At 66.9% G+C, this 24,992-nt stretch carries 18 protein-coding genes and 2 tRNA genes; 5 read left to right on the forward strand and 15 right to left on the reverse strand.

From position 1 onward, the window contains the following. Positions 1-49: 49 nt before the first annotated feature. Positions 50-1,165, reverse strand: coding sequence for an S-(hydroxymethyl)glutathione dehydrogenase/class III alcohol dehydrogenase (locus tag GO608_RS10485; protein WP_169199232.1), 1,116 nt, complete (start codon positions 1,163-1,165; stop codon positions 50-52). Positions 1,166-1,386: 221 nt separating this feature from the next. Between GO608_RS10485 and GO608_RS10490 the strand changes: the two genes are divergently transcribed. After that, positions 1,387-1,462: transfer RNA gene (locus GO608_RS10490), tRNA-Gly, on the forward strand. Positions 1,463-1,521: 59 nt separating this feature from the next. Next, complete coding sequence (locus GO608_RS10495; protein ID WP_169199233.1) at positions 1,522-2,724, forward strand: alkaline phosphatase family protein; 1,203 nt, start codon at positions 1,522-1,524, stop codon at positions 2,722-2,724. 28 nt (positions 2,725-2,752) lie between these two features. On the opposite strand, the gene GO608_RS10500 is transcribed toward GO608_RS10495, so the two are convergent. The 7 genes from GO608_RS10500 to hutH all read right to left on the reverse strand — a co-directional run bounded on the left by GO608_RS10500 (position 2,753) and on the right by hutH (position 10,908). After that, positions 2,753-3,196, reverse strand: a complete 444-nt coding sequence (locus GO608_RS10500) for a DUF1178 family protein (protein ID WP_169199234.1) — start codon at positions 3,194-3,196, stop codon at positions 2,753-2,755. 40 nt (positions 3,197-3,236) lie between these two features. After that, a tRNA-Leu gene (locus tag GO608_RS10505) sits at positions 3,237-3,321 on the reverse strand. Between the two features lie 78 nt (positions 3,322-3,399). Then, positions 3,400-5,262, reverse strand: a complete 1,863-nt coding sequence (locus tag GO608_RS10510) for a DEAD/DEAH box helicase (RefSeq protein WP_169199235.1) — start codon at positions 5,260-5,262, stop codon at positions 3,400-3,402. A gap of 146 nt (positions 5,263-5,408) precedes the next feature. Continuing rightward, positions 5,409-6,389: a formimidoylglutamase gene (gene hutG, locus GO608_RS10515; RefSeq protein ID WP_169199236.1), complete on the reverse strand. Its 981-nt coding sequence runs from the start codon at positions 6,387-6,389 to the stop codon at positions 5,409-5,411. Then, positions 6,373-7,614 carry an imidazolonepropionase gene (hutI, locus tag GO608_RS10520; protein ID WP_169199237.1) on the reverse strand — a complete coding sequence of 414 codons (1,242 nt, stop codon included), beginning with the start codon at positions 7,612-7,614 and terminating at the stop codon, positions 6,373-6,375. Before hutI ends, hutG begins: the two co-directional genes overlap by 17 nt. A gap of 4 nt (positions 7,615-7,618) precedes the next feature. Further along, positions 7,619-9,307: a urocanate hydratase gene (gene hutU, locus GO608_RS10525; protein WP_169199238.1), complete on the reverse strand. Its 1,689-nt coding sequence runs from the start codon at positions 9,305-9,307 to the stop codon at positions 7,619-7,621. Between the two features lie 20 nt (positions 9,308-9,327). After that, positions 9,328-10,908: a histidine ammonia-lyase gene (gene hutH / locus GO608_RS10530; RefSeq protein WP_169199239.1), complete on the reverse strand. Its 1,581-nt coding sequence runs from the start codon at positions 10,906-10,908 to the stop codon at positions 9,328-9,330. Positions 10,909-11,197: 289 nt separating this feature from the next. Here hutH and GO608_RS10535 point away from each other — a divergent pair, with 289 nt between their 5' ends. Next, positions 11,198-12,799 carry a sensor domain-containing diguanylate cyclase gene (locus GO608_RS10535; protein ID WP_169199240.1) on the forward strand — a complete coding sequence of 534 codons (1,602 nt, stop codon included), beginning with the start codon at positions 11,198-11,200 and terminating at the stop codon, positions 12,797-12,799. A 162-nt stretch (positions 12,800-12,961) separates the two neighbouring features. Continuing rightward, positions 12,962-13,861: an LOG family protein gene (locus GO608_RS10540; protein WP_169199241.1), complete on the forward strand. Its 900-nt coding sequence runs from the start codon at positions 12,962-12,964 to the stop codon at positions 13,859-13,861. Between the two features lie 41 nt (positions 13,862-13,902). Here GO608_RS10540 and GO608_RS19680 read toward each other — a convergent pair whose 3' ends face one another. Both GO608_RS19680 and GO608_RS10555 read right to left on the reverse strand, forming a co-directional pair. Continuing rightward, positions 13,903-15,438: a TPM domain-containing protein gene (locus GO608_RS19680; RefSeq protein ID WP_425532297.1), complete on the reverse strand. Its 1,536-nt coding sequence runs from the start codon at positions 15,436-15,438 to the stop codon at positions 13,903-13,905. Between the two features lie 42 nt (positions 15,439-15,480). Then, positions 15,481-16,098, reverse strand: coding sequence for a LemA family protein (locus GO608_RS10555; RefSeq protein WP_169200104.1), 618 nt, complete (start codon positions 16,096-16,098; stop codon positions 15,481-15,483). 342 nt (positions 16,099-16,440) lie between these two features. Between GO608_RS10555 and GO608_RS10560 the strand changes: the two genes are divergently transcribed. Beyond that, positions 16,441-18,429: a BTAD domain-containing putative transcriptional regulator gene (locus tag GO608_RS10560; RefSeq protein WP_169200103.1), complete on the forward strand. Its 1,989-nt coding sequence runs from the start codon at positions 16,441-16,443 to the stop codon at positions 18,427-18,429. 55 nt (positions 18,430-18,484) lie between these two features. Here GO608_RS10560 and GO608_RS10565 read toward each other — a convergent pair whose 3' ends face one another. The 5 genes from GO608_RS10565 to GO608_RS10585 form a co-directional block, all read right to left on the reverse strand. Continuing rightward, complete coding sequence (locus GO608_RS10565; RefSeq protein ID WP_169200102.1) at positions 18,485-19,819, reverse strand: tetratricopeptide repeat protein; 1,335 nt, start codon at positions 19,817-19,819, stop codon at positions 18,485-18,487. Between the two features lie 170 nt (positions 19,820-19,989). Next, positions 19,990-21,094 (reverse strand): peptide chain release factor 2 gene (gene prfB / locus GO608_RS10570; RefSeq protein ID WP_211159562.1). Its coding sequence is split into 2 segments (ribosomal slippage): positions 19,990-21,012 and positions 21,014-21,094, totalling 1,104 coding nucleotides; the frame shifts between segments, so codons are not numbered across the junction. A 172-nt stretch (positions 21,095-21,266) separates the two neighbouring features. After that, positions 21,267-21,935 (reverse strand): OmpW/AlkL family protein, encoded by a 669-nt coding sequence (locus GO608_RS10575; protein ID WP_169200100.1) that lies wholly within the window; start codon positions 21,933-21,935, stop codon positions 21,267-21,269. A 146-nt stretch (positions 21,936-22,081) separates the two neighbouring features. Then, on the reverse strand, positions 22,082-23,773 hold the full coding sequence (gene recJ, locus GO608_RS10580) for a single-stranded-DNA-specific exonuclease RecJ (RefSeq protein ID WP_169200099.1): 1,692 nt from the start codon (positions 23,771-23,773) through the stop codon (positions 22,082-22,084). Beyond that, the gene (locus GO608_RS10585) at positions 23,770-24,858 is read right to left on the reverse strand and encodes a hypothetical protein (RefSeq protein ID WP_169200098.1); all 1,089 of its coding nucleotides are present in this window, start codon (positions 24,856-24,858) and stop codon (positions 23,770-23,772) included. The genes recJ and GO608_RS10585 overlap by 4 nt, the downstream gene beginning before the upstream one ends. Positions 24,859-24,992 lie beyond the last annotated feature (134 nt).

Below are 24,992 nucleotides of genomic sequence, written 5' to 3' on the forward strand. Positions count from 1 at the left end.
ATCCTCCAGCGAAAACAGTCGGCGTGGATAACTCGGGGCGGAGCGAGACTCAGAAACGGATTACGCTGCGGATGCTCTTGCCTTCGTGCATCAGCTCGAAAGCCTGGTTGATGTCTTCGAGCGGCAGGTTGTGCGTGATGAAGACGTCGAGCGGGATCTCGCCGCGTTGCGCCTTCTCGACATAGCCCGGCAGCTCGGTGCGCCCCCTGACACCGCCGAACGCGCTGCCGCGCCACACCCGTCCGGTCACGAGCTGGAACGGGCGTGTGCAGATCTCCTGCCCGGCGCCGGCCACGCCGATGATCGTCGATTCGCCCCAGCCCTTGTGGCAGCACTCGAGCGCGGCGCGCATCAGCTTGACGTTGCCGACGCATTCGAACGAGTAGTCGACGCCGCCGTCGGTCATCTCGACGATGACGTCCTGGATCGGTTTCGCGTAGTCGTTCGGATTGACGACGTCGGTCGCGCCCAGTTGCCGTGCGAGATCGAACTTCGCCGGATTGAGGTCGATGCCGATGATGCGCGCGGCCTTCGCCATCTTCGCACCGAGAATCGCCGCAAGCCCGATGCCGCCCAGGCCGAAGATCGCGACCGTCGCGCCGGCCTCGACCTTCGCGGTGTTGAGCACTGCGCCGATGCCGGTCGTCACGCCGCAGCCGAGCAGGCACACCTTGTCGAGCGGCGCGTCCTTCGGGATCTTCGCGAGCGAGATCTCGGGCACGACCGTGTATTCGGCAAACGTCGACGTGCCCATATAGTGGTAGATCGGCTGGCCGTTGTACGAGAAGCGCGTCGTGCCGTCCGGCATCAATCCCTTGCCCTGCGTCGCGCGCACCGCCTGGCAGAGGTTCGTCTTGCCCGATTTGCAGAACTTGCACTCGCGGCACTCGGCCGTGTAGAGCGGTATCACGTGATCGCCCACGCTGAGCGACGTGAGGCCTTCGCCGACCGCCTCGACGATGCCCCCGCCTTCGTGGCCGAGGATCGCCGGGAAGATACCTTCCGGGTCGTCACCCGACAGCGTGAACGCATCGGTGTGGCACACGCCGGTCGCGACGATGCGCACCAGCGCTTCGCCCGCCTTGGGCGGCTCGACATCGACTTCGACGATCTGCAACGGTTGCTTCGGCCCGAAGGCGACGGCGGCGCGTGACTTGATGGTCATGGGATCGATCCTCCGAAAAACAGGGTCTCAAATGCAAGAGGGCAGCAAACGCTTGCAGAAGGCGGAGACTTCCGGCATTATGCGCGCCTCGACAACGCAACGACGTGTCGAAAGGTGGCAGAAGCGAGTGGCGGCGGCCCGAAAATCCGCGCCAATACTGTTTGTACGGCCTGCAAAGCCGGCTGATCGGTTCGATTCCGGTTCCGCCTCCAGAAGTACATGCGGGAATAGCTCAGTTGGTAGAGCGCAACCTTGCCAAGGTTGAGGTCGCGAGTTCGAGACTCGTTTCCCGCTCCAGAAATTGACAAAAGGAAGGTGCAAGCGCACCTTCCTTTTGTCGTTTACCGGCTCTGGCCATGCCCACCTGCCGAAACATTCCGTTTTCGTTGCCGCGTGCTGCCGTCGTGCCCGATTACGGGGCGAACGGCCTTTATGGCCTCGTCGGCGCGATCCGTGCCTATCTTGACGGCCAGCGCTGGACGGTACCGGGCGAGGAACGTGCCGATTCCGCGCAGGACGAACCCGCGCCGGTGCTGGTGTTCCTGCTTATCGACGGCCTCGGTGACGCGTTCCTGCAGCGTTTTGGAGCGGGAAGCGCGTTGCTCGCGAACCGACGGCGACGGCTGACTTCGGTTTTTCCGAGCACGACGGCGAGCGCAGTGACGACCACGCTCACCGGACTGGCGCCGGCCCGCCATGGGTTGACCGGCTGGTTCATCCACGACAGGCGGTTCGGCGGGGTGGTCGCGCCGTTGCCGATGAGGAAACGTTCGGGCGGACTCATTCGTCGCCCGATGGCGCCGGAGCGCCTCTTTCCGTACCCGAGCCTGTTCCAGAACCGCAGGCGCAAGTCGATTTACGTCAATCCGCGCAGCATCGCGTATTCGCCATACTCGGCGAGGCATGGGCGTGGCGCCGACAGCGTCGCGTATCGCGGGCTGCAGGGAATGGTCGCTGCGATAGCGACTGCAGCAAGGGCGCTGAAGAGCGCAGCGGGCGGGTATATCCACGCCTACTATCCGGTGTTCGATGCCCTCAGTCATGCGCACGGCTGCGAGTCCGACGAGGCCGTCGCGCAGTTTCGCCACATCGACGCCGCATTCGCCGCCTTGCTCGATAAACTCGCCGGAGCCGGCGTCGAGGTCGTTGCGAGCGCAGATCACGGCTTCATCGATTCACCTGCGCAGCGCGTGATCCGCTTCGAACGGTTTGCGGACGCCGCGGCAATGCTCGCCGGGCCGTTGTTCGGCGAACGTCGGGCTGCGCTTTGCGAGCTTCGCCGGGGGGCGGAGGACGATTTCCGCTCGTTCGTCGAGGCGGAACTGGCGGGCAAGGCAGTGTTGGTCCGTTCGCCGGAGCTGCTGCGCAGCGGGTTTTTCGGGCCGGGGCCGCGACACCGGCAGTTGCGCGAACGCATCGGCAGCCATGCACTGCTGATGGAAGCCGGCTGGACGATCACGGACAGCATGCCCGGCGAACACGCGCACCGGATGATTGGCGTGCATGGCGGACTGTCGCCGCAGGAAATGTGGGTGCCGCTGATTCACGCCCGCTGTTGAAGCTGACGGGGAGCGAGCCGGCAGGGGGTTAGTGCAACTCTTCGTCGTCGGGCGGTACGGGGAGCACCATGATGCCTTCGTCGATGAGTTCCCCGATGTCGTCGTGCGATGCTTTCCCTTTGATGTTGCGCGCTTCGCTTTCGCCGTAGTGGATGCGGCGCGCTTCCTCGACGAACCGCTCGCCGACGTCCTCCGACTCCTTGCCGAAGCGGCGCAGCATTGCCACGGCCGTGGCGACCGCGTCCATCTGCTGGGGTGTGGCAGGGCGCGGCGAGGCGCGCGGCGCCGGAGCGGCGGGCGGCCCGGAGCCGGTGTTGATGTACGGAGCGCTCGGACGCCGGCTGATCGAGGCCGAGCCGCAAACGGGACAGACGACCTGTCCGCGCTCACGCTGTGCTTCGAACGCGGCAGCCGAGCCGAACCAGCCTTCGAACAGGTGCTCGTGGTCGCAGCAAAGGTTCAGAACGATCACCGCAGGAAGTCCTGGAGAAAATCACGCACCGTGCGCTCGCTGGTGCCGGGGACGGGACTTGAACCCGTAAGCCCGAAGGCGGCGGATTTTAAGTCCGCTGTGTATACCGATTTCACCACCCCGGCGCGATGGGTGGCGCATTCTACCTTGCGGCCAACACGCCTGCACACCGGTCGCCGGCCGTTCCTCGCCGCGCAGCCGGCTCAGCGATCGTGCGGTTTTTTCTTGCCAGGTTTGAAGCCGGGGGAGGGCGGGCGCTTTTCGCTGCTGAAGGATCTCGGGCCGGGGCTGCCGGGACGAGGCGGCTTGCTTCCGGGGTGGGCCGCGTGACGCGGTGCTCCGCCCGGACGAGGGGCTCCCGGACGCACGCGGGCCGCATCGCGCTTCGCTTCCTCGGCGTCGAGCGGGCGGATGTTCAGCTGGTGCTGGCGTACGCGCACGCGGCGCAGGATGTCGAGGACGTCGTGCGGCAGGCCGCTCGGCAGTTCGACGGTGCTGTAGTCCTCGTAGAGGTTGATTTGCCCGATATAGCGGCTTTCGATGCCGGCCTCGTTGGCGATCGCGCCGACGATGTCCTTCGGCGTCGCCTGCTGGTTGCGGCCGACTTCGATGCGGTAGCGCTGCAGATTGCCCTCGGAAAACTCGCGCCGGCGTTCGAGTATTTTCTCGCGGTTTTCGCGCGGCGCGCGCTCGGCGCCCGGTTCGCGTCGCGGTTCGGGGAGGCGCGCGATGTCGGGACCTTTCGACTCCGGCAACTGCAGCGGGCGCTCGCGCTGCGCGAGGAAGGCGAGCGCGGCGGCGATGTCGTGGAGTTCGGCTTCGTGGCTCGATTCCATGCCCGTGACGACGTCGCGGAAGAACGCGAGGTCTTCGGATTCGAGCACTGCAGCGACTTGCTGGCGGAACGCGGCAACCCGCTTGTCTGCGACCGCTTCGCGCGACGGCAGTTGCAGCGCCTCGATCGGCTGGCGGGTCGCGCGCTCGATGACTTTCAGCATGCGTATCTCGCGCGGCGCGACGAACAGGATCGCGCTGCCGGTGCGCCCGGCGCGCCCGGTGCGGCCGATGCGATGCACATACGCTTCGGTGTCGTACGGGATGTCGTAGTTGATGACGTGGCTGATGCGCGAGACGTCGAGGCCGCGCGCGGCGACGTCGGTCGCGACGACGATGTCGAGCTGACCGCCCTTGAGTTGTTCGATGACGCGCTCGCGCAGCTGCTGCGTCATGTCGCCGTTCAGCGCGGCGGCCGAGTAGCCGCGCGCTTCGAGCTTGTCGGCAAGCTCGACGGTCGCGGTCTTGGTGCGGACGAAGATAATAGCCGCATCGAAATCCTCCTCGACTTCGAGGATGCGCGTCAGCGCGTCGAGCTTGTGCGCGATGCTGACCTGGCAGTAGCGCTGGCGGATCGCCTCGACCGTGGTCGTGCTGGTCTTGATCTTCACCTCGCGCGGGTCGCGCAGGTAACGGTGCGCGACGCGGCGGATCGCATCGGGCATCGTCGCCGAGAACAGCGCGGTCTGCCGCTCGGCCGGCGTGTGCTGCAGGATCCATTCGACGTCGTCGATGAACCCCATGCGCAGCATCTCGTCGGCTTCGTCGAGCACCAGCGTCGTCAGGCTGTCGAGGTTCAGGCTCTTGCGCTCGATGTGGTCCATGACGCGGCCCGGCGTGCCGACGATGACGTGGGCGCCGCGGGCGAGCTGGCGCAGCTGCACGACCATGCTCTGGCCGCCGTACACCGGCAGCACGTGGAAGCCGGGCAGGTTCTTCGCGTAACGCTGGAAAGCCTCGGCGACCTGGATCGCGAGTTCGCGGGTCGGCGCGAGCACGAGCACCTGCGGATTCTTCACGCTGAGGTCGAGCCGGTCGAGCAGCGGCAGCGCGAACGCCGCAGTCTTCCCGGTGCCGGTCTGCGCTTCGCCGAGCAGGTCGTGCCCGGCGAGCAGATGCGGGATGCAGATCGCCTGGATCGGCGACGGCGTTTCATAGCCGATTTCGGACAGCGCGTCGAGCAGCGGTGCACGGAGATCGAGTTGGGCGAAGCTTTCGATGGGGGAAGTCATGGGATCTGATGCGGGCAGCGGAAAGGGAGGAAGCGCCGGTGCGTCGGGAGTACGGAGCGGGCGCTTCGGGAATGGTCGCATCGTACCGAAATCGCGTCGCCCCCGCTTGGCTCAATCGCGCGGGGAGACGCAGCCAGCCCCGGACTTCACCCGGAGGGACGGGCGATTTCACGCACGAGCCGCCAGACGAGCCGAGCCGCCAAGCGTGCGGTCCGGCCGTCGGGGTCGACGGAAGGGTTGAGTTCGGCGACGTCGGCAAGGCGAAGCTTGCCGCTCGCGGCGGTGAGACGGATCACCGCTTCGACGACGGTCGGCTCGACGCCGATCGTCGCCGGCGCGCTGACGCCGGGGGCGCACCCGCCCGGCAGCGCGTCCAGACACAGCGTCAGGTAGAGCCAGTCGATGCCCGCGAGGAAGCCGAACACCGTGCTTTCTATCGAGGCGAGATTGCCCACGCCCATTTCCTCGTCGAGGCGAAACGCGACGCCGAGTTCGCAGGCGCGGTCGAACAACGCGGCCGTATTCGCCGCTTCGGCGATCCCCAGCACGCAGTAGCGGAAATTCCAGCCGCGGGCGGCGCAGTCTTCGGCGATCTGCCGGAACGGGGTGCCCGAATTGCCTTCGGGCGCTGCGCGCAGATCGAAATGGGCGTCGACGTTGAGAATGCCGAAGCGCGGCGGATGCCGCTGGCGTGCACCCTGTGCGGCAAGCCCCTGCCAGGCTGCCCAGGCGATCTCGTGGCCGCCGCCGAGGCCGATCGGCACATGCCCGGCGTCGAGCAGCGCCATGATGCGTTCAGCGTAGGCAGCCTGCATTGTCTCGAGCGTCGTCTCGCCGGTGTCGCGCGTGGCGCCGCCTACATCGCCCGCGTCGTACAGCGGCTGTCTTCCGTGCCAGGCCAGGTTCGCGAGCGCGCGGCGCAGCGCCGCGGGGCCTGCGGCGGCTCCGGGACGGCCATGGTTGCGCCGCACGCCGAGATCGCAGGGGAAACCGAGCAGTGCGATGCCCGGGGGCGCCTGCGGCGGCAGCGTCGTGACGCACTGGTGCCAGCGCAATGCCCGAGGGCCTTCGTGGACATCGATGCGGCCGTGCCACGGCCCCCGATCCGCCTCACCCTTGTGCGACATCACCTGCTCCGCTGATTTGTCCGCCGAACATGCGCAGCGCAAGCGGGTTGTAGCCGAGGTGGTAGCACAGCTCGACAGGGGCGTCGACGTTCCACAGGCCGAGATCGGCGAGTTTTCCGGCCTCCAAGGTGCCAAGGTCGCTGACGCGGCCGAGCGCTCTGGCCGCGTTGCGCGTGACGCCGGCGAGCGCCTCGGCAGGGGCGAGACGGAACAGCACGCAGGCCATGTTGAGCGCGAGCAGCAGCGAACTGAGCGGCGAAGTGCCGGGGTTGCAGTCGGTGGCGATCGCGATCGGCACGCCGAGCGCACGCAGCCGGGCGACCGGTGGAAGCTGCGTCTCGCGCAGGAAATAGAATGCTCCCGGCAGCAGCACGGCGACGCTGCCGGCTGCGGCGAGCGCCGCCGCACCGGTGTCGGAAAGATGTTCCAGATGATCGGCGCACAGCGCGCCGTAGCGGGCCGCGAGCGCCGCGCCGCCACCCGAATCCGACAGCTGTTCGGCATGCACCCTGACCGGCAGCCGGAGCGCCCGGGCCGCGCGGAACACCGCTTCGGTCTGCGCCGGGCTGAACGCGATGTGCTCGCAGAACGCGTCGACGGCATCGACGAGGCCTTCGCGAAAGAGCGCCGGCAGCATCACGTCGCAGACTTCAGCGATGTAGTCGTCGGCACGTCCGTCGTATTCGGGCGGCAGCGCGTGCGCGCCGAGGAACGTCGTCGTCACGCGTACCGGCGCGGTGTCTCCCAGCGTGCGCGCCGCGCGCAGCATGCGTCGCTCGGCGGACAGTTCGAGTCCGTAGCCCGACTTGATCTCCACCGTTGTGACCCCTTCGGCGATCAGTCGGTCGAGACGCGGGCGGCTCGCGGCGACGAGCGCTTCCTCGTCGGCTGCTCGCGTCGCCGCGACCGTCGCGCGAATGCCGCCGCCGGCGCGCGCGATCTCCTCGTAGCTCGCGCCCTGCAGGCGCAGTTCGAACTCTTGCGCGCGGTTGCCGGCATGGACGAGATGGGTGTGGCAGTCGATCAGCCCCGGCAGCAACCAGCGGCCGGCGCCATCGATCTCTTGGGCAGCGCGGGCCTCGCGCGGCAGGTCGCGTTCGGCGCCGAGCCAGACGATGCGCCCGGCCCGCACCGCGAGCGCACCGTCACGCAGCATGCCGTATGGTTCGTCGCCGGCGAATGTTGCCAGATGCACGCGGCGGAACAGCAGGTCCCAGGCGGCCATGTGATCAGGCGTCGTGCATCGGCAGGCGCAGGCCGATTTCCCGCGCCGTCGCGAGCGCTTCCTCGTAGCCCGCGTCGGCGTGGCGCATCACGCCGCTCGCCGGGTCGTTGAACAGCACTCGGGCGATCCGGCGCGCCGCGCCGTCGGTGCCGTCGCAGACGATCACTTGGCCTGCGTGCTGCGAATACCCCATGCCGACGCCGCCACCGTGATGAAACGACACCCACGTCGCGCCGCTCGCGGTGTTGAGCAGCGCGTTGAGGAGCGGCCAGTCGGACACCGCGTCGGAGCCGTCGCGCATCGCCTCGGTTTCACGGTTCGGGCTCGCGACCGAACCGGTATCGAGATGGTCGCGGCCGATGACGATCGGCGCATGCAGTTCGCCGTGGCGCACCATCTCGTTGAACGCGAGGCCGACGCGATAACGGTCCTTCGGGCCGAGCCAGCAGATGCGCGCGGGCAGGCCCTGGAACGTGATGCGATGGCGGGCGAGATCGAGCCAGTTGTGCAGGTGCCGGTCGTCGGGGATCAGCTCCTTCACTTTCGCGTCGCTGCGATGGATGTCCTTCGGCTCCCCCGACAGCGCGACCCAGCGGAACGGGCCGTAGCCGCGGCAGAACAGCGGGCGGATGTACGCCGGGACGAAGCCGGGAAAGGCGAACGCGTCGATGACGCCGGCGTCGTGGGCCATCTGGCGAATGTTGTTGCCGTAGTCGAACACCGCCGCCCCGGCTCGCTGCAACGCGAGCATCGCGCGCACCTGATTCGCCATCGAGCGCTTCGCCGGTTCGACGATGCTCTGCGGGTCGCTGCGCTGGCGCTCGCGCCATTGTTGCAGCGTCCAGCCTTGTGGCAGGTAGCCGTGGATCGGATCGTGCGCGCTGGTCTGGTCGGTGACGACATCGGGGACGACGCGGCGGCGCGCGATTTCCTCGAACACGTCGGCTGCGTTGGCGACGAGGCCGACCGACAGCGTGCGGTCCTCGGCCCGCGCCGCGTCGAGCAATGCCAGCGCCTCGTCGAGCGACGCAGCCTTGCGGTCGAGGTAGTGCGTCTTCAGGCGCAGGTCGACGCGCGTCTCGTCGCACTCGACTGCCAGCATCGAGAAGCCCGCCATCGTTGCCGCGAGCGGCTGCGCGCCGCCCATGCCGCCAAGCCCCCCGGTGAGGATCCATCGCCGCGCGGCGTGCCCGCCGAAATGACGATCGGCGCAGGCGGTGAAGGTCTCGTACGTACCCTGCACGATGCCCTGCGAGCCGATGTAGATCCACGAACCTGCCGTCATCTGGCCGAACATCATCAGGCCTTTGCGATCGAGCTCGTTGAAGTGCTCCCAGGTCGCCCACTTCGGCACCAGGTTGGAATTCGCAATCAGCACGCGAGGCGCATCGACGTGGGTGCGGAACACGCCGACCGGCTTGCCGGACTGCACCAGCAGCGTCTCGTCCTCGCCGAGCTCGCGCAGCGTCGCGAGGATGCGGTCAAAGCATGCCCAGTCGCGCGCGGCGCGCCCCATGCCGCCATAGACGACGAGATGTTCGGGGTGCTCGGCGACTTCGGGGTCGAGGTTGTTCTGGATCATCCGCCACGCGGCCTCGATCAGCCAGTTGCGGCAGTGCAGCGTCGCGCCATGCGGCGACTGCACGACGCGGCCTGGCGCGTAGCGGGGATCGGTGCTGTGGACTTCGTTCATCGCGGCCTCCTGCGGGCGCTTCAGAGGGGTTCGACATCCGGCGCGGGCGAACGGGACGCATCGCCGTCCGCCAGGCGTTCCGAGTCGAAGGACAACGGACAATGGCGAGCGAAGGCTCCCGCCGACACCTGGTCCTTGATCGATGCGATATCCGGCGCGAAATAGCGGTCGATGTCGTAATGCGGGACGCGGCTGCGGACCAGCGCGAGCACGGCCTGCAGGCGTGGCGAGGTGCGATGCGGCGTGCGCAGCTCGACCCCCTGCGCCGCGGCGAGCAGCTCGATCGCGAGGATCGTCGCGGTGTTGTCGGCGAGCTCGCCGAGCTTGCGTGCGGCGAACGTTGACATCGAGACGTGATCCTCCTGGTTCGCCGACGTCGGCAGCGAATCGACGCTCGCCGGATGCGCGAGAAGCTTGTTCTCGGACGCGAGCGCAGCTGCGGTGACGTGCGCGATCATGAAGCCGGAATTGACGCCGCCTTCGGTGACGAGGAAAGGCGGCAGGCCCGACAGCGTCGCGTCGATCAGCAACGCGATGCGCCGCTCGGCCAGCGCGCCGATCTCGGCCGCGGCCAGTGCGAGCGCGTCCGCGGCGAAAGCGACCGGTTCGGCATGGAAGTTCCCGCCCGACAGCACTTCACCGCTGTCGGGAAAAACCAGCGGGTTGTCGGACACGGCGTTCGCTTCGATCAGCAGCACGCGCGCGGCGTGGCGCATCTGGTCGAGGCAGGCTCCCATGACTTGCGGCTGGCAGCGCAGGCTGTACGGATCCTGCACTTTGCCGCAGTCGCGATGCGCGAGGTTGATCCCGCTGCCTTCGAGCAATTGCCGATAGCTGGCGGCAGCGTCGATCTGCCCCGGCTGACCGCGCAACGCGTGGATCCGGGCATCGAAGGGCTTGAACGAACCGGCCGCGGCGTCGACCGACAGCGCTCCGGCGACGAGCGCGGTGCGAAACACCGTTTCGATCGCGAACAGATTGACGAGCGCCAGCGCAGTCGACACTTGCGTGCCGTTGAGCAGCGCAAGGCCTTCCTTCGCCGCGAGCCTCATCGGCGCGAGTCCGGCGATCGCCAGGGCCTCGGTTGCGGGTACGCGTCGGCCTGCGACGTCGGCCTCGCCGATGCCCAGCAGCAGCGCCGAAAGATGCGCGAGCGGGGCGAGATCGCCGCTCGCACCGACCGAACCCTTGGACGGCACGCGGGGCACGACGCCTGCGTTGAAAAGTCCCAGCAGCGCATTGATGAGTTCGACGCGCACCCCTGAGTGTCCGCGCGCGAGGCTTGCGATCTTCAGCGCCAGCACGAGGCGCACTGTCGGCCCCGAAAGCGTTTCGCCGACTCCCACCGCGTGCGACAGCACGAGGTTTTTTTGCAGCAGTTCGAGCTGGTCGTCGGGGATGTGCGTCTGCGCGAGGCGGCCGAAACCGGTGTTGATGCCGTAGGCCGGCTCGCCGCTGCGCGCGATCGCCTCGACCGTTGCGGCACCGCGCGCGATCGCCGAAAAGCAGCCCGGTTCGAGCTCTAGCCGGCTGTCGCTGAACGCGATCGTGCGCAGTTCGGCGAGGGTCAATCGACTTGGGTGAAGGCAAACTGCAGTCATCGTGCGTTCCCCTGCTCGCGCTTTGACCGCTCGTGCGCCGGAAAATTTGTTGCCCGGGGCGCGGCCGCAGTCATACGGCACTCGTCGCGCCAGGATGGTTCGTCGCTCGTGTTCGTGCACCGGATGCCTTTCACCGTTTCAGCATAGAAGGTGATTCGGCTGGCGTTATTGAATTTGCTTTGTCCGATCGGCTGGCCCTGGGGGCGGGAAGGCGCTACCCTTGGGCATCGCGGCGGTCTGCCATTGAAGATCAAAAACGAAAACCCGGCCAGTTCGGCGATCTCGCCTCATGACAGCAGCACCCACCCCGACCATCCGTTCCCGACTCGCCCTGCTTGTCATGGCGTGCATTCTGCCCGCGTCATTGATGACCGCGGCGCTGATTCATTACAACTATCAGCGTGAGAACGCTCAACTTGTGCGCGAGGTGATCGCGACTGCCCGCGCGCTGACGTCCGCCATCGACCGCGAACTGGCCGCGACGGAGTCGGCGCTGAACGTCCTCGCGACGTCGCCCTACCTGGCTTCCAACGATCTCGCGGCTTTCCACCGCCAGGCGGTAAAGGTTCTGCAAACCCAGTCGGCCAACAACGTCGTGCTGACCGATACGACCGGCCGGCAGCGGATCAACACGTTCCGGCCGTTCGGCGAACCCTTGCCTTTCGAAGGGGCGATGCCGCAGTTGAGGCACGTCCTGGACACAGGGCGTACGTATGTCTCGGGGCTTTTTGTCGGGCCGGTGGTGCACCGGCCGGCGCTCAGCATCTCGGTACCGGTGCACCGCGACGAGCGGATCGTCTATGTCTTAAGCATGGGTTTTTTTCCGGATCGCCTGGCCGGGATTCTCAACGAGCAGCGCCTGCCGCGCGGCTGGACCGGTGAAATACTCGATGGCGAAGGCATTGTCGCTGCCCACACCGAAATGGAGCAGTTCATCGGGCGGAAGGGTTCGCAGGCCTTGACGGAGAGGCTCGCCGAAGCCGCCGAGGGATCGGTCGAAATCCTCACCGACGCGGGCCTTCCTGTCATATCCGTTTTCAGCCGATCCGCCGTTTCGCGGTGGACGACGGTCATCAGCATTCCCCGGGAAGCGCTCACGAGCGAGCTGCAGCAGTCGCTCGGGTGGCTGGTCCTCGGCACGGCGGTTCTGCTGGGCAGCAGTCTGCTTCTTGCCTGGAGGCTCGGAGGCCGGATTGCCGGCGCTTTCTACGGACTGACCGGTCCGGCCGTGGCCCTGGGCGCCGGCGAGACGATCGTCGTTCCGAGCTTCCGGCTACGGGAAGCCGACGAAGTCGGAGGGGCGCTGATCAAGGCATCTGCAATGTTGCAGCAGACCCGGCACAAGGCACTCCACGACGAACTCACGGGGCTGGCGAATCGTGCACTGCTCGACGAAATCGTCAACGATCAGCTGGCGCTGTCGCAGCGATGCAACAGCCAGCTTGCTCTTCTTTACATCGATCTCGACGGCTTCAAGGCGGTAAATGACTGCCACGGCCATGGAATCGGCGATGAGCTGCTGCGAGTCGTGTCGCGCCGTATCAACGGGGCCATTCGGTGTTCCGACGTGGCAGCGCGCCTGGGCGGTGACGAGTTCGTCGTCGTGATGTTCACGGCAGGGGCGGATGGGGCGGCGGCGCTGGCTCGCAAACTGGTGGAAACGCTTTCCGAACCGTACCAAATCGGCGAAGTCCCGATCGGCATCTCTGCGAGCATCGGCATTGCAATATCTTCCGGCATGGAAACCACGTGCGAGAGGCTGCTGGAGCAGGCGGACGCCGCGATGTATCGCTCCAAGGCCAAGGGAAAGCGGTGCTACACGATCGTGCCGGGCGAAACGGGTTTATGCACGCCTGCGGGGAACGCAGAGGGATGCGTTTCGCGCAGCTGAACGGTTCGCTGTGGCGATTCGTCGGCGAAGGCTATGTCGTTTCCCGGGACTGCCGCAGCAGCGGCCACGCCTGCCGGGCTCTCCGGTTGCTCTCGTGACACCTAAATCCCAGGCCGAAGATGCGATCATGGGAGCCGATCACTTTCCGGAGCACAATCGAGCATGAAGAAATCGCACCACATCCGCGCCCGCAATTTCCCGTCCGCCCAGGACGAAGTCGAGGCCGCGAAACCTCATTCGCCGTACGATGCGCCTGGCAGCTCTTTTCGCATGGCGTTCGCGGACAACGAATTCCTGCTGCGCGAGGAGCTGCGACCGGTGCGGCTGCAGCTCGAACTGCTGAAGGCGGAGCTGATCCAGCAGGAGCAGGGGGTCGAATCGACGGTCGTGGTGTTCGGCAGCGCGCGCTTCAAGTCGCCCGAAGTGGCGGCGGCGATGCTCGACGAGGCGCGCGCGGGCGATGATCCGATCGCGATCCGGCGCGCCGAGCAGATGGTGAAGAACGCCCGTTACTACGCTGAAGCGCGCCGTTTCGCCGAGCTGGTCACGCTTGAAGCCGACGCGCTCGGCGAGCCCGTCATCATCGCCACTGGCGGTGGCCCCGGGGTCATGGAAGCGGGCAATCGCGGCGCGCACGACGCGGGCGGGCGCAGCATGGGCATGAGCATTTTCCTGCCGTTCGAGGAAGCCCCGAACCCGTGGATCACGCCAGAGCTGTGTTTCCAGTTCCATTACTTCGCGATCCGCAAGATGCATTTCCTGATGCGCGCAGTCGCGGTCGTGAGCTTTCCCGGCGGTTTTGGCACCCTCGACGAACTGTTCGAAGTGCTGACCCTGACACAGACGCGCAAGATCCGCCGCCGCCCGATCATTCTCATCGGACGCGATTTCTGGCGGCGCCTGATCGACTTCGACGTGATGATCGAGCATGGCGTGATCAGCCCGCAGGACGTCGAGCTTTTCCACTACGTGGAGACCGCTGAAGAAGCTTGGGACGCGATCAAGGCCGCCTACAGCGAAGACAACCCTGCGCTGGTGGCCCGTCAGTTGAGGGCGAGCTGAATCTTGTTCGGGCTGCCCGGGAGGAGGGCGCGACGTTACGCTCAGCGAAACACGGGACGGTTGGGGAGCTGATCCTCCCGCTGCGGTGGGGTTTCACCCGGGCCGTGACTGGCCGGAAAGTGCTGCTCGAGCGCCGCCGTGACGGCGTCGATCGCCTGGCCGAGGCCCTCTTCGTAGCGCCCGGCGCGGAACTCCGCGCTCATGCTGGCCAGCGTCTCCCGCCAGTAGGCGTCGTCGACGTGCCGTGCGAGGCCGCGATCGGCGACGATGTCGATGCGATGCTCCGCCAGTTGCAGGTAGATCAGCACGCCGTTGTTCAGTTCGGTATCCCACACCCGCAGCTTGCCGAATTCCGTCAGCGCGCGCTCGCGCACCACCTGCTCGATGGGCACGCCGCGACGTAAATGGCGCCACAGGTAGCTCATCGGCAGGCTCGCTTCGATGCACACGCAGATTTCGCCGGTGTGACGCCGTTCGCTGTCGCGCACGCGCGCCTCGAGACGGTGCAGCGTGTCGTCCCCGATCGCCCGACGCGCATCGTTGGAATCGAGCCACAAGTGGCGCAGCACGCGCATCACGATGTTCATCGATGACTCCCGCTCCGGTTGGGCAGCCTTACCATCGTCCCGACGCGCCGCCGCCGCCGAAACTGCCGCCGCCGCCGGAGCCGAATCCGCCACCCCCACCTCTGCCGCCTCCGCCCCAGATGATCGGGCCGCCAAACCGCCGCCTCCGCGGCCACCCCGGCCTCCTCCGCCGATGCCCAGCACGAGCACGAAAATGAACGCGACGACGCCGGCGATGATCGCCAGCAACAGGCTGCCGAGCAGCAGCTGCGCGAGCAGGCCGGCGACGCCTCCGGTGGCGAGCGCCCCGAGCTTGCGTCCCAACATGCCGACGAGCACCGCCCCGACGATCGGTACGCCGACGAACAGGAAGGCCCCGAGGTCTTCGAGCGACGGCCCTTCGCCGCGCCCGCGGACGTCCGGCTCCGGCAGCGGCAGGTTTTCGCCGCGGATGCGCGCCATCAACGCGTCGAGGCCGGCGTCGATGCCGGCCGCGAACTCACCTCGGCGGAAAGCCGGCGTGATCGCGCGGTCGATGATGTGGAACGCGGCGAGATCCGGCACCGCGCCTTCGAGCGCGCGGGCGATTTCGATGCGCACGCGGCGGTCGTCTTTCGCGACGACCATCAGGATGCCGTCGCCGATGTCGCGCCGGCCGATCTTCCACTCGGCCGCGACACGGTAGGCGTAGGCGGCGATGTCCTCGGGCGCGGTCGTGGCGACGATCAGCACGACGATCTGGGCCCCGCGTTCCGCTTCGAAGGTCGCAAGCTTCGCTTCGAGCGCCTGTCGTTCGCCGGCATCGAGCGTGCCGGTCTGGTCGATGACGCGCGCAGTGAGGGCGGGAACCGGCTGCAGATCCTGCGCGAACGACGCGGCCGGGCACAGCAGTGCCGCGAGCGCGACGAATGCAAGGAATGCGTTCGAAACGCTCGCCAGCCAGCGGCGAGCAATGGCGGCGACAGCCGACAGGCCGGCAGCGAAGGGAGCGGTACAGGGGAGGCAGCTCATCGGATGAGGTCGGACGATGATCGTGGCGGCGCGGTCCGTCGCTCAGCGTGCCCCCGACGTGCCGAAATCGACGCTCGGCGGACGCGAGATTTCCTGTTCGTTCGCGACCGTAAAACCGGCTTTCGGCTCGTAGCTGAAGATCATCGCCGTCAGGTTCGTCGGAAAGCTGCGCGCGAGCACGTTGTATTCCTGCACGGTCTTGATGTAGCTGTTACGCGCGACGGTGATGCGGTTCTCGGTTCCTTCCAGTTGCACGCGCAAGTCCTGGAAAGCCTGGTTCGCCCGCAGGTTCGGGTAATTTTCGGCAACGGCCAGCAGCCGCGACAGCGCGCCGCCGAGCTGGCTCTGCGCCTGCTGGAAGCGTTCCATCGCCTGCGGATCATTGAGCATCTCGGGCGTGACCTGGATCGCCGTCGCGCGCGAGCGCGCTTCGATGACGCGGGTCAGCGTTTCCTGTTCGAAATTCGCTTCGCCTTTGACGGTGTTGACGAGGTTCGGAATCAGATCGGCGCGGCGCTGGTACTGGTTCAGCACTTCGGCCCAGGCTGCTTTGCTCTGCTCGTCGAGGCGCTGGAAATCGTTGTAGCCGCAGCCGCCGAGGCCGAGCAGCGCGCAGGCGGCGACGACCACGGAGAAGCGTCGGAAAAGTCTCTCGAACATGCGGGGCGTCCCTCCATCGATTGTTGCGCACGGGCAGCGGCCCGGTCGAGGCCGGACTGCAAGCCTTCGGCCCGCTGCTCGGCCACGCGCCATCATAAGGCCGCCCGAAGTCTAGGTGTCCGGAATATTTGCGCTGCCTCCAGCCCTGCGTGGCTCGTGGCGGCGCAAGCGCTGCACCACTTCGGCGTCTCCCTTCTTCATTGCGGGCCCGCACAGCGGCGCCAAGCGCACCCTGCGCGTTCCTCTCCGCTGCCCTGCCTATACTGGGCTATCAGAGGGTCACAGCTCGCCTTGCGGCGGTGGTCGCGCGGCGGCGCAAACGGGGCGCAGGGAGTCGCGACAATGAGCGACAGCAAGGACGTCCGCATCGACATGCTCGGCGGCTTCTCGGTCTTCCGGAGTGGCCGCGCCGTCAGCCTGCCGACGCGCAAGGCGGCAGGATTGCTGGCGATTCTCGCGTCCCGGACAGGCACGGTGTTTTCACGCGAACGCCTTGCCGACATGCTGTGGGGGCGCAGCGCCGAGGCGCAGGCACGCGCAAGCCTGCGCCAGGCACTTGCGCAGTTGCGCAAGTCGCTCGACGACGGGGGCGAATCGGTGATCGGGGCCAACAGCGAAGGCCTGCACCTCGTACCCGGTCGCGTCAGGGTCGATGTCGCGGAGTTCCAGAGCGCGTCGGCCGAAGGCAGCCCGTCGGCCCTCGAGCGCGCCGCCCAGCGTTATCGCGGTCCTTTTCTCGACGGCTTCGCCGTGAACGAGGCCCTGTTCGAGGACTGGCGCGCGCTCGAAGCTGAACGGCTGCGACGGATCGCGCTGAAGGGCATGGGAAGGCTGCTCGCACATCACGTCGAAGGCGGTGCGGTGGAGGCCGCGACAGCGCTGGCCGAGCGCGTGCTCGCGATCGACCCCGCGGCCGAAGAGGCGTACCGATTGCTGATGCGTCTGCATCCGGGCCGCGGCGCTCTCGGTTCGGCGATGCGCGAGTACGAACGCTGCAAGACTGCGATGGCGACGCTCGGGGTTCCGCCGTCCGCAGCAACCGAAGCATTGCGACAGCAAGTGCGCGTACGACCGCCGCCCGCCGAGAAGAAGAACGTCGATCCTCCGCTGATCGCGGTGTTGCCGTTCGCAAACCTGTCGGACGATGCAGAGCAGGGCTATTTCGCACGCGGCTTCACCGAGGACGTGATTCGCGAGCTGGCGCAATTCCGTTCGCTGCGGGTCATCGCCGCGCATTCGTCTTTCGGCGCCGCCGATCCGCATGTGATGCCGGCCGAAACTGCAGCGCGGCTCGGGGCGCGCTATCTCCTGTGCGGCAGCGTGCGCCGCAGCACCGGATCGGTGCGGATCGGCGCCGAGCTCGTCGATGCCGAAAGCGGCTGTTTTCTGTGGTCGGGCCGTTTCGATATCGTGCCGAACGACATTCCGGCTACGCAGGACGAGATCGGCCGTGCGGTCGCCGCAACGCTGATGACGCGGATCGACGACGACCGGCTGCGGCAGGCGATGCGCAAGCCCCTCACTGACCTGGCCGCCTACGATTGCTGGCTGCGCGGCATGGCGCAGCTGCGGCACGCCAGCCCCGACAGCCATGCCGAAGCGCGCACGCTGTTCCAGCATGCGCTCGAGATCGACCCCTCTTTCGCCCGCGCCTGTTCGGGTCTGTCGCTGACATATTTCAACGAATGGAGCTGCCTCGCGTGGGATCGCTGGGCCGAGAACGAGAGCAGGGCATTCGACTATGCGCAGCGCGGCGTGCGGATGGACGATCGCGACCCGATCACGCATTTCATCCTCGGGCGCATCCTGCTTTACCGGCGCCAGTTCGACAAAGCCGATCGCCACTTGCAGCGCGCCGAGTTGCTCAATCCCAACGACGCCGACATCCTTGCGCAGCTTGCGGTGTCGGACATGTTTCTCGGCCACGCGGAGCGCGGCGCCGAACGGGCGCGTCTGGCCATGCGTCTGTACCCCTTCCACGATGACTGGTACTTCGCGTTCGCCGCCGGGCCGCTTCTTTTTTCGGGCCGCATCGAGACCGCGATCGAATACGGCCTGAAGGCGCCCGACGTCGCCACCGATGCCCATGCCTACCTTGCGGCCGCGTTCGCGCATCTCGGAAACCTCGAGGAAGCTGCGCACCACCTGGCGCTGTTCCATGAGGCCTACCGGCGCAATATCGCCGCCGGACCAGCGATTGCACCGGACGAGACGGCGCGCTGGCTGATGCACGTGAACCCGTTCCGCCGCGACGTCGACGCGCAGTATTTCCTGGCCGGCTTGGCGCGCGCCGGACTCGCGATCCCGGCCCATCTGCAGCGGCCGGGATGAGCGGGGGAGTGGCGGGCGAACTTGCCGGCGATCAGCTCGCAAGCTGCGGTGATGCTCAGGCGGCCAGCGCGACGCTGCTGTTGCAGGCCCGCTGCATCAGTTCACGCGCGGCAGGACTGGCAGGCTTCAGGTCGACGCGCTCGGCTGCCAATGCCCGTGCCAGCGCGAACTGTCCGTCGCGCAGCGCCGCTTCGAGCAACGTCAGGTCGAGGAGATCGCGCTGGGCATGGCTGCCGCCGAAACGGTGCGCGATGTCGCGGACAGGCCGCAGCAGGCGCACCGTCGTCGCGTAATCCCCGGCGCCGAACGCGTGGATCGCATTCGTCACCGGCCCGCCGACCTCGGAAAGGAATATCGCGTTGTCACCGGCACCGTGTACTGCCCGCGCCTGACTTTCGAGCACCGCGCGGGCGTGCTCCGCGCGCTTCGCGCCGACGAAGGCCATCATTGCATGCGCATCATTGAACGAGTAGTTCCCTGCAGCGGCGAACGGCGCCCAGGCGTCGGCGACCGTTTCCCAGCGAGCGCCGACGTCCACGCCACGCAGCTGCAATCGCCACAGCAGCGCGGCGGCATCGACGATGTCGAGTACGACCTGTGAACGCGCGCCATGGATCGGTCCGTCGAAGAGCGCCAGCACTTCGTCGATCTCGCCCAAGTCGAGATGGAAGAGGGCGAGATGCCACCAGTTGTGCACGGCGAAGAAGCTGTCCTTCGACCACGCGTCCAGATTCGCGCGCATCCATCCGAGGCCATCGCGCTGTCGGCCTTGCATCTCCATCACATGCGCGACCGCGTGCTGGCCCCAGCCGTTGCGCGGCTCGATCTCGACTGCCCGCCGTCCGGCGGCTTCGGCGCGCTCGTAAAGGCCCGTTTCCTCCAAACCGAAGGCGTGCATCGCGAGCACGTTGTGGTAGCCGGGCATGTCCGGTGACCACGATGGCAGTGCGCGGGCGATGCGGTCGCGCAGCATGCGCGACGCGCCGGTATAGAAATCCGTGAGGTGGCCCGCCTGCAGGGCGAGAGCGTCGCGTGGATGGTCGATCGCGAGGTCTTCCAGTATCCGGCCCGCGGCTCGCCATTCGCCGTCGATGAGGTGGTCGACGGCTGCGAGGTGCCCGCGCTCGCGAGCATTCGCGGCAAGCCGATGGGCCGTCTCGGCCGACGCCCGCGCTGCGGGAAGTGCGCCCGGCTCGGTACCGAGCAGGTGCAGGTAGGCATTGAGCACGTGCCCCATGACGAATCCGGCGCTGTCTTCCAAGGCCCGGCCATTCGTCGCCACCGGGTCGCCGATGTAGCACTGGAACTCATGGACCGCCTGCTCGAAGCCTTCGATCGCTGAAGCGCTGGCGCCGCTGTAGATATTGCCGAGTCGGTCTGTGCGTTGCATGTCTGTCTCCTCCTGTCGAGATGCCCGCCGGAAGTACCGGGTGCAGTTGGAAGATTAGACGCGGGGTATGGCTGCGGGCGTCAATCGCGCGTGAAATCCGCGCGAAAAAACGCCGTGCCGGGCGCTCACGCCGCGATTGCGGCAGCAGCGCCCGGAGAGGTCGAAAAGTCTCAGACGCCCTGTTTCAGGCTCGCCGCGATGAAGTCGTCGAGGTCGCCGTCGAGCACGGCCTGGGTGTTGCCGACTTCGTAATTGGTGCGCAGGTCCTTGATGCGCGACTGGTCGAGCACGTAGCTGCGGATCTGGTGCCCCCAGCCGATGTCGCTCTTCGAGTCTTCGAGCTTCTGCTGTTCGCTCTGGCGCTTGCGCAGTTCCAGTTCGTACAGCCGCGCCTTCAGCATCGACATCGCCTCGGCCTTGTTCTTGTGCTGCGAACGGTCGTTCTGGCACTGCACGACGACGCCGGTCGGCTCGTGCGTGATGCGAACCGCCGAGTCGGTCTTGTTGATGTGCTGGCCGCCCGCGCCGGAGGCGCGATAGGTGTCGATGCGCAGGTCCGCCGGGTTGATGTCGATCTCGATCGAGTCATCGACTTCGGGATACACGAACACCGACGAGAAGCTGGTGTGGCGGCGCGCGTTCGAGTCGAACGGGCTCTTGCGCACGAGGCGATGGATGCCGGTTTCGGTGCGCAGGAAGCCGTATGCGTAATCGCCGCTGACCTTGATCGTCGCGCCCTTGATGCCGGCGACTTCGCCTTCCGACTCTTCCATCAGCTCGACGTTGAAGCCCTTGCGCTCGCAGTAGCGCAGGTACATGCGTTCGAGCATGCCCGCCCAGTCCTGCGCCTCGGTGCCGCCGGCACCAGCCTGGATTTCGATGAAGCAGGGGTTGGGGTCCATCGGATTGGAGAACATCCGGCGGAATTCGAGCGCATGCACTTTCGCCTGGAGCTCGCCGAGGTCGGCTTCAACTGCGGCGAGCGTGTCCTCGTCGTCTTCGGCTTCAGCGAGATCGAACAGATCTTTCAGGTCCGAAGACAGGCTTTCGATATCGCGCAGGTTGTGCACCACGTCTTCGAGCTGGCGCTTTTCCTTGCCCAGTTCCTGCGCGCGAGTTGCGTTGTCCCAGGCGGCCGGATCCTCGAGCGCGCGGGTTACTTCTTCGAGCTTCGATGATTTCTCATCGTAGTCAAAGATACCTCCGCAGTTCACGACCCCGGGAACGGAGGTCGTCGAGTTGCTGGGCAATGGCGTTGAGGCGTTCGGCTTCCATGGCGATGCTCCGGGAAATTCGGAAAACCGCGAAGTATACCCGTGATGACGGAGGGCCGTGCGGTGGAGGTTGTGCTGCGTGACACGGTGCCTGCAGGTGTTCCGCATAAAAGAAATCGGCGGCCCGGATGGAGCCGCCGATTTCCGCGCGCCGGGAAGATGACAGGCGACGCTCAGAAGCGGTAGCCGATGCCGACCATGTACACCCACGGATCGATGTCGATATCGACTTTCACTTTGGCGCCGTTCAGGCGCGCCGTCGCCTCGCTGTCGATGTCGACGCGCCACACTGCCGCGTTCAGCATGATGCGGTCCGTCAACATGTAATCGATGCCAGCCTGGACGGCGAGTCCCCATGAACTTTCGCGGTCGAGCTGCGAGAAGCCTTGGGCCTTGCGCGCATCCTTTAGCTCTTCGTCGAAGAAATACGTGTAGTTGATGCCGGCGCCGACATATGGCTGCCACTTCGACGACGGGTCCATCGGGAAATACTGCAGCGAGAGCGTCGGCGGAAGCTGCTTGATCGTCGCGAGCTTGCCGTTGAGACCATTCATGTTTTTCAGCGTGACGTCGTGCTCGAACGGCGTCGCTGCGAGCAGTTCGATGCCGACGTGGTCGGTGAGCATGTAGCCGAGTGTCAAGCCGAGCTGAGTGTCGTCGCTCACATCGACATCCGACCCCGAAATCTTTCCGGCCGGCGTCGAGACGCTGGATTCGCCGATGTCCGGATCGACCATTGCCGCACCGGCACGCACCAGGATGTCTCCCTGTTTGTGCGCGAGCGCAAGCGGGCTGGCGACAGCGAGCGCAAGCATCGAAGAAATGAGTAAGGAAGGTTTCATGGCGCGATCCTCTTGTCGTTGTTGGTCGCTACCGATTATATCCATTTGTGCAGCATGGTTATATGCACTGCACAAAAATATTTCTTTTGGGTAGATAGACGAAATTGATCGGGGCGCGATGGAAGCGCGGCAACAAGCCCGGGACGCTACACGGTGTCGAAGTGTTCCAGCATCAGCTGCAGGCTGGTGACGCCGTTGTATTCGTTCGGTGCAAGCCGGTAGGCGGCATGAATGTTCGCTCCCGCGCTCTCGGCGAAGTTGAAGCGGATCGCGTCGAAGCGCGCGCCGTTCTTCGACAACTGCAGCTTCAGGTGCTTGTCCTTGAGCAGACGCTGGTTGTCGACGCGGAAACGATCCTCGAACACCGGCGCCGCGAAGCCCTGTCCCCAGATGTCCTGTTCGATCAGTCGCGCCGAATCGAGCGTCATGTAACCGCTTTCGAGCACGCCGTCGGTTTCCAGCGTACGCGTCAGGTCGGCGGTGCCGACCAGTGATTGGACGGTCTCCTCGAACGCCGCCACGAAGCGCGCGTAATCCGTTTCGCGGATCGTCAGGCCTGCCGCCATTGCGTGGCCGCCGAAGCGCAGGATCAGGTCGGGATGGCGCTTGGCGACGAGGTCGAGCGCGTCGCGCAGATGCACGTCCGCGATCGAGCGGCCCGATCCCTTCAGTTCGCCGTCCGCGCCGCGTGCGAACGCGACGACGGGACGGTGCAGTTTTTCCTTGATGCGCCCGGCGACGATGCCGATGACGCCCTGGTGCCAGTCGGGCTCGAACAGGCTCACGGTCGCGCTCCGGCCGGGATCGAAGCCCGCGAGCCGCACCAGCGCCTCTTCCTGCATGCCGTGTTCGATGCCGCGCCGCTCGCGGTTGAGCTTGTCGAGTTCCTGCGCGATGTTCAGCGCGCGGCCCATGTCGTCGCTGATCAGGCATTCGATGCCGAGGCTCATGTCCGACAGCCGCCCGGCGGCGTTCAGGCGCGGGCCGAGCGCGAAGCCGAGGTCGAAAGTGTTCGCGCGTTCGGGCTCGCGTCCGGCCGCGGCGAACAGCGCGCGGATGCCGGGCTGCACACGTCCCGCGCGCATGCGCGCGAGTCCTTGGGCGACGAGGATGCGGTTGTTGTGGTCGAGCTTGACGACGTCGGCGACGGTGCCGAGCGCGACGAGGTCGAGCAACTCGCCGAGGTTCGGTTCCTGCCGCCCGGAGAACGCGCCGCGGCTGCGCAGTTCGGCGCGCAGCGCGAGCATCGTGTAGAACATCACGCCGACGCCGGCGAGCGCCTTGCTCGGGAAGTCGCAGCCCGGCTGATTCGGATTGACGATGACGTCCGCGTCGGGGAGCGTGTCGCCGGGCAGATGGTGGTCGGTGATGAGCGTTGCCATGCCGTAGCTGCGCGCCGCGGCGATCCCTTCGACGCTGGCGATGCCGTTGTCGACGGTGATCAGCAGATCGGGCTCCATTTGCGCGGCCAGTTCGACGATCGCCGGCGTGAGGCCGTAGCCGTATTCGAAGCGGTTCGGCACGAGATAACCGACGTCGGCGCCGAAAGCGCGCAACGCCCGGATGCCGACTGCGCAGGCAGTGGCGCCGTCGCAGTCGTAGTCGGCGACGATCACCATCCGCGCGCCGGCCTCGATCGCGTCCGCGAGCAGTTGCGCGGCTTCATCGGTGCCGCGCAGCGCCGCCGGCGGCAACAGCGCCTTGAGGCCGTAGTCGAGCTCCTCGCGTCGCGAGATGCCGCGCGCCGCATAAATGCGCGCGAGCAGCGGATGGGTGCCGCTGTCGATCAGGCGCTGGACGGCGCGGGGCGGAGCGTTGCGGGACTGGATGCGTGTCATCGGGGGGCGGGCCCAGGGTCGGTGACAGGCTCTGCGGGGAGAGACGGAGCCGCCGGAGTGAGCGATTTGAGAAGGGCGTCGAAAGCGAGCGGCTTGCGCCAGAATTTCCAGCGCTCGCCGGCACGCACCACGAGTTCGAACGTGCCGCGGTCGCCGGGGGCGGTGAGAGTGAGCTTCTGCACGCGGCCATCGCCCAGCGCCCCGGCGAGCGGTGCGATCCAGTCGCGTTCGAGCATGGTGAGGTTGCTGCGCCAGCCGTCGAGATCGAGCTGTCGTGCCGGGTGGAGGAGCGTGTCGAGGACGACCACCGTGTCTTCGCGCAACGCCGCGGCGAGGTCCGGCGTCACCGCTTCGGCTCCGGCGGCGCGCGCCATGCCGCGGGCGAGCGGTTCGGCTGCCTGCACCGCGGGCAGCGTCGCAGCCGGCGCGGTTTCCAGCATCCCGGCGCCCCAGAACCACAGGCTGTTCGCAGGACGTCGTCCCGCGGCTTCGCGGGCCTGGTTGAGCGGATGGTTGTGCAGCAGCACCTGGACTTCGTTCATCGTGCGCTGCCACCGGCGGGCGTCGTCGCCTTCCGGCAGGAACTGGCGGATCGGCCGTCCGATGACGTCATGCAGCGGAAAAAGCCTGGCGCGCGTCGGCGCCGCCAGACGGAGGTACCAGCGCGTCGGCGTGCACGCTTCGAAGCGGCCGAGATCGGCGAAATGGTCGTTGAGGGCAGCAATCAGCGCGCACACGTCGTCGTCGCCGAGTTCATCGGCCGGAAAGTCGTTGAGCAGCAGGTGCTCGCGCGCGAAGGACAGGTTCACGGGGTCGGCGCACAACCAGTCGCCGCCCGGATCGGGCGCAACCGGTGCCGATTCGCCGAGGCGGCGCAGCGCGGCCAACGGCAGCGGGTCGCCGGACGAGCCGGTGCCGAGACCGAACAGGCGCGCAAGCTGGAGGTCGAGCGGCTCGAAGTCCCGGTGCTCGCGCCGTCCGAGGCCGAGGAGTCGTGCGAGTGCGGGAAGTTCGATGCCCGCTGCGGGGGCGACGAGCGAAGCGCCGGGCCAGATCAGGCCGGGAATGACGAGGTGAATCTGCATGGAGCGACCGCAACAAGAAGCGGATCGAGTCTAGCACAGCGCCCGACGGGTCCGGGGCACCAGGCGCTGAGGCCTCGGCGAGAGCCGACGCCGCGATCGAAGCAGGGCGAGTCGCGGCGTTCTTGCTCGTGCCG

This window comes from Aromatoleum buckelii (assembly GCF_012910785.2).
Classification (GTDB): domain Bacteria; phylum Pseudomonadota; class Gammaproteobacteria; order Burkholderiales; family Rhodocyclaceae; genus Aromatoleum; species Aromatoleum buckelii.

Coding starts and splice junctions, on each gene's coding strand:
- GO608_RS10485 (WP_169199232.1), bottom strand. CDS start 1,165: ATGACCATCAAGTCACGCGCCGCCGTCGCCTTCGGGCCGAAGCAACCG.
- GO608_RS10495 (WP_169199233.1), top strand. CDS start 1,522: ATGCCCACCTGCCGAAACATTCCGTTTTCGTTGCCGCGTGCTGCCGTC.
- GO608_RS10510 (WP_169199235.1), bottom strand. CDS start 5,262: ATGACTTCCCCCATCGAAAGCTTCGCCCAACTCGATCTCCGTGCACCG.
- hutG (WP_169199236.1), bottom strand. CDS start 6,389: ATGTCGCACAAGGGTGAGGCGGATCGGGGGCCGTGGCACGGCCGCATC.
- hutI (WP_169199237.1), bottom strand. CDS start 7,614: ATGGCCGCCTGGGACCTGCTGTTCCGCCGCGTGCATCTGGCAACATTC.
- hutU (WP_169199238.1), bottom strand. CDS start 9,307: ATGAACGAAGTCCACAGCACCGATCCCCGCTACGCGCCAGGCCGCGTC.
- hutH (WP_169199239.1), bottom strand. CDS start 10,908: ATGACTGCAGTTTGCCTTCACCCAAGTCGATTGACCCTCGCCGAACTG.
- GO608_RS10535 (WP_169199240.1), top strand. CDS start 11,198: ATGACAGCAGCACCCACCCCGACCATCCGTTCCCGACTCGCCCTGCTT.
- GO608_RS10540 (WP_169199241.1), top strand. CDS start 12,962: ATGAAGAAATCGCACCACATCCGCGCCCGCAATTTCCCGTCCGCCCAG.
- GO608_RS19680 (WP_425532297.1), bottom strand. CDS start 15,438: ATGAGCTGCCTCCCCTGTACCGCTCCCTTCGCTGCCGGCCTGTCGGCT.
- GO608_RS10555 (WP_169200104.1), bottom strand. CDS start 16,098: ATGTTCGAGAGACTTTTCCGACGCTTCTCCGTGGTCGTCGCCGCCTGC.
- GO608_RS10560 (WP_169200103.1), top strand. CDS start 16,441: ATGAGCGACAGCAAGGACGTCCGCATCGACATGCTCGGCGGCTTCTCG.
- GO608_RS10565 (WP_169200102.1), bottom strand. CDS start 19,819: ATGCAACGCACAGACCGACTCGGCAATATCTACAGCGGCGCCAGCGCT.
- GO608_RS10575 (WP_169200100.1), bottom strand. CDS start 21,935: ATGAAACCTTCCTTACTCATTTCTTCGATGCTTGCGCTCGCTGTCGCC.
- recJ (WP_169200099.1), bottom strand. CDS start 23,773: ATGACACGCATCCAGTCCCGCAACGCTCCGCCCCGCGCCGTCCAGCGC.
- GO608_RS10585 (WP_169200098.1), bottom strand. CDS start 24,858: ATGCAGATTCACCTCGTCATTCCCGGCCTGATCTGGCCCGGCGCTTCG.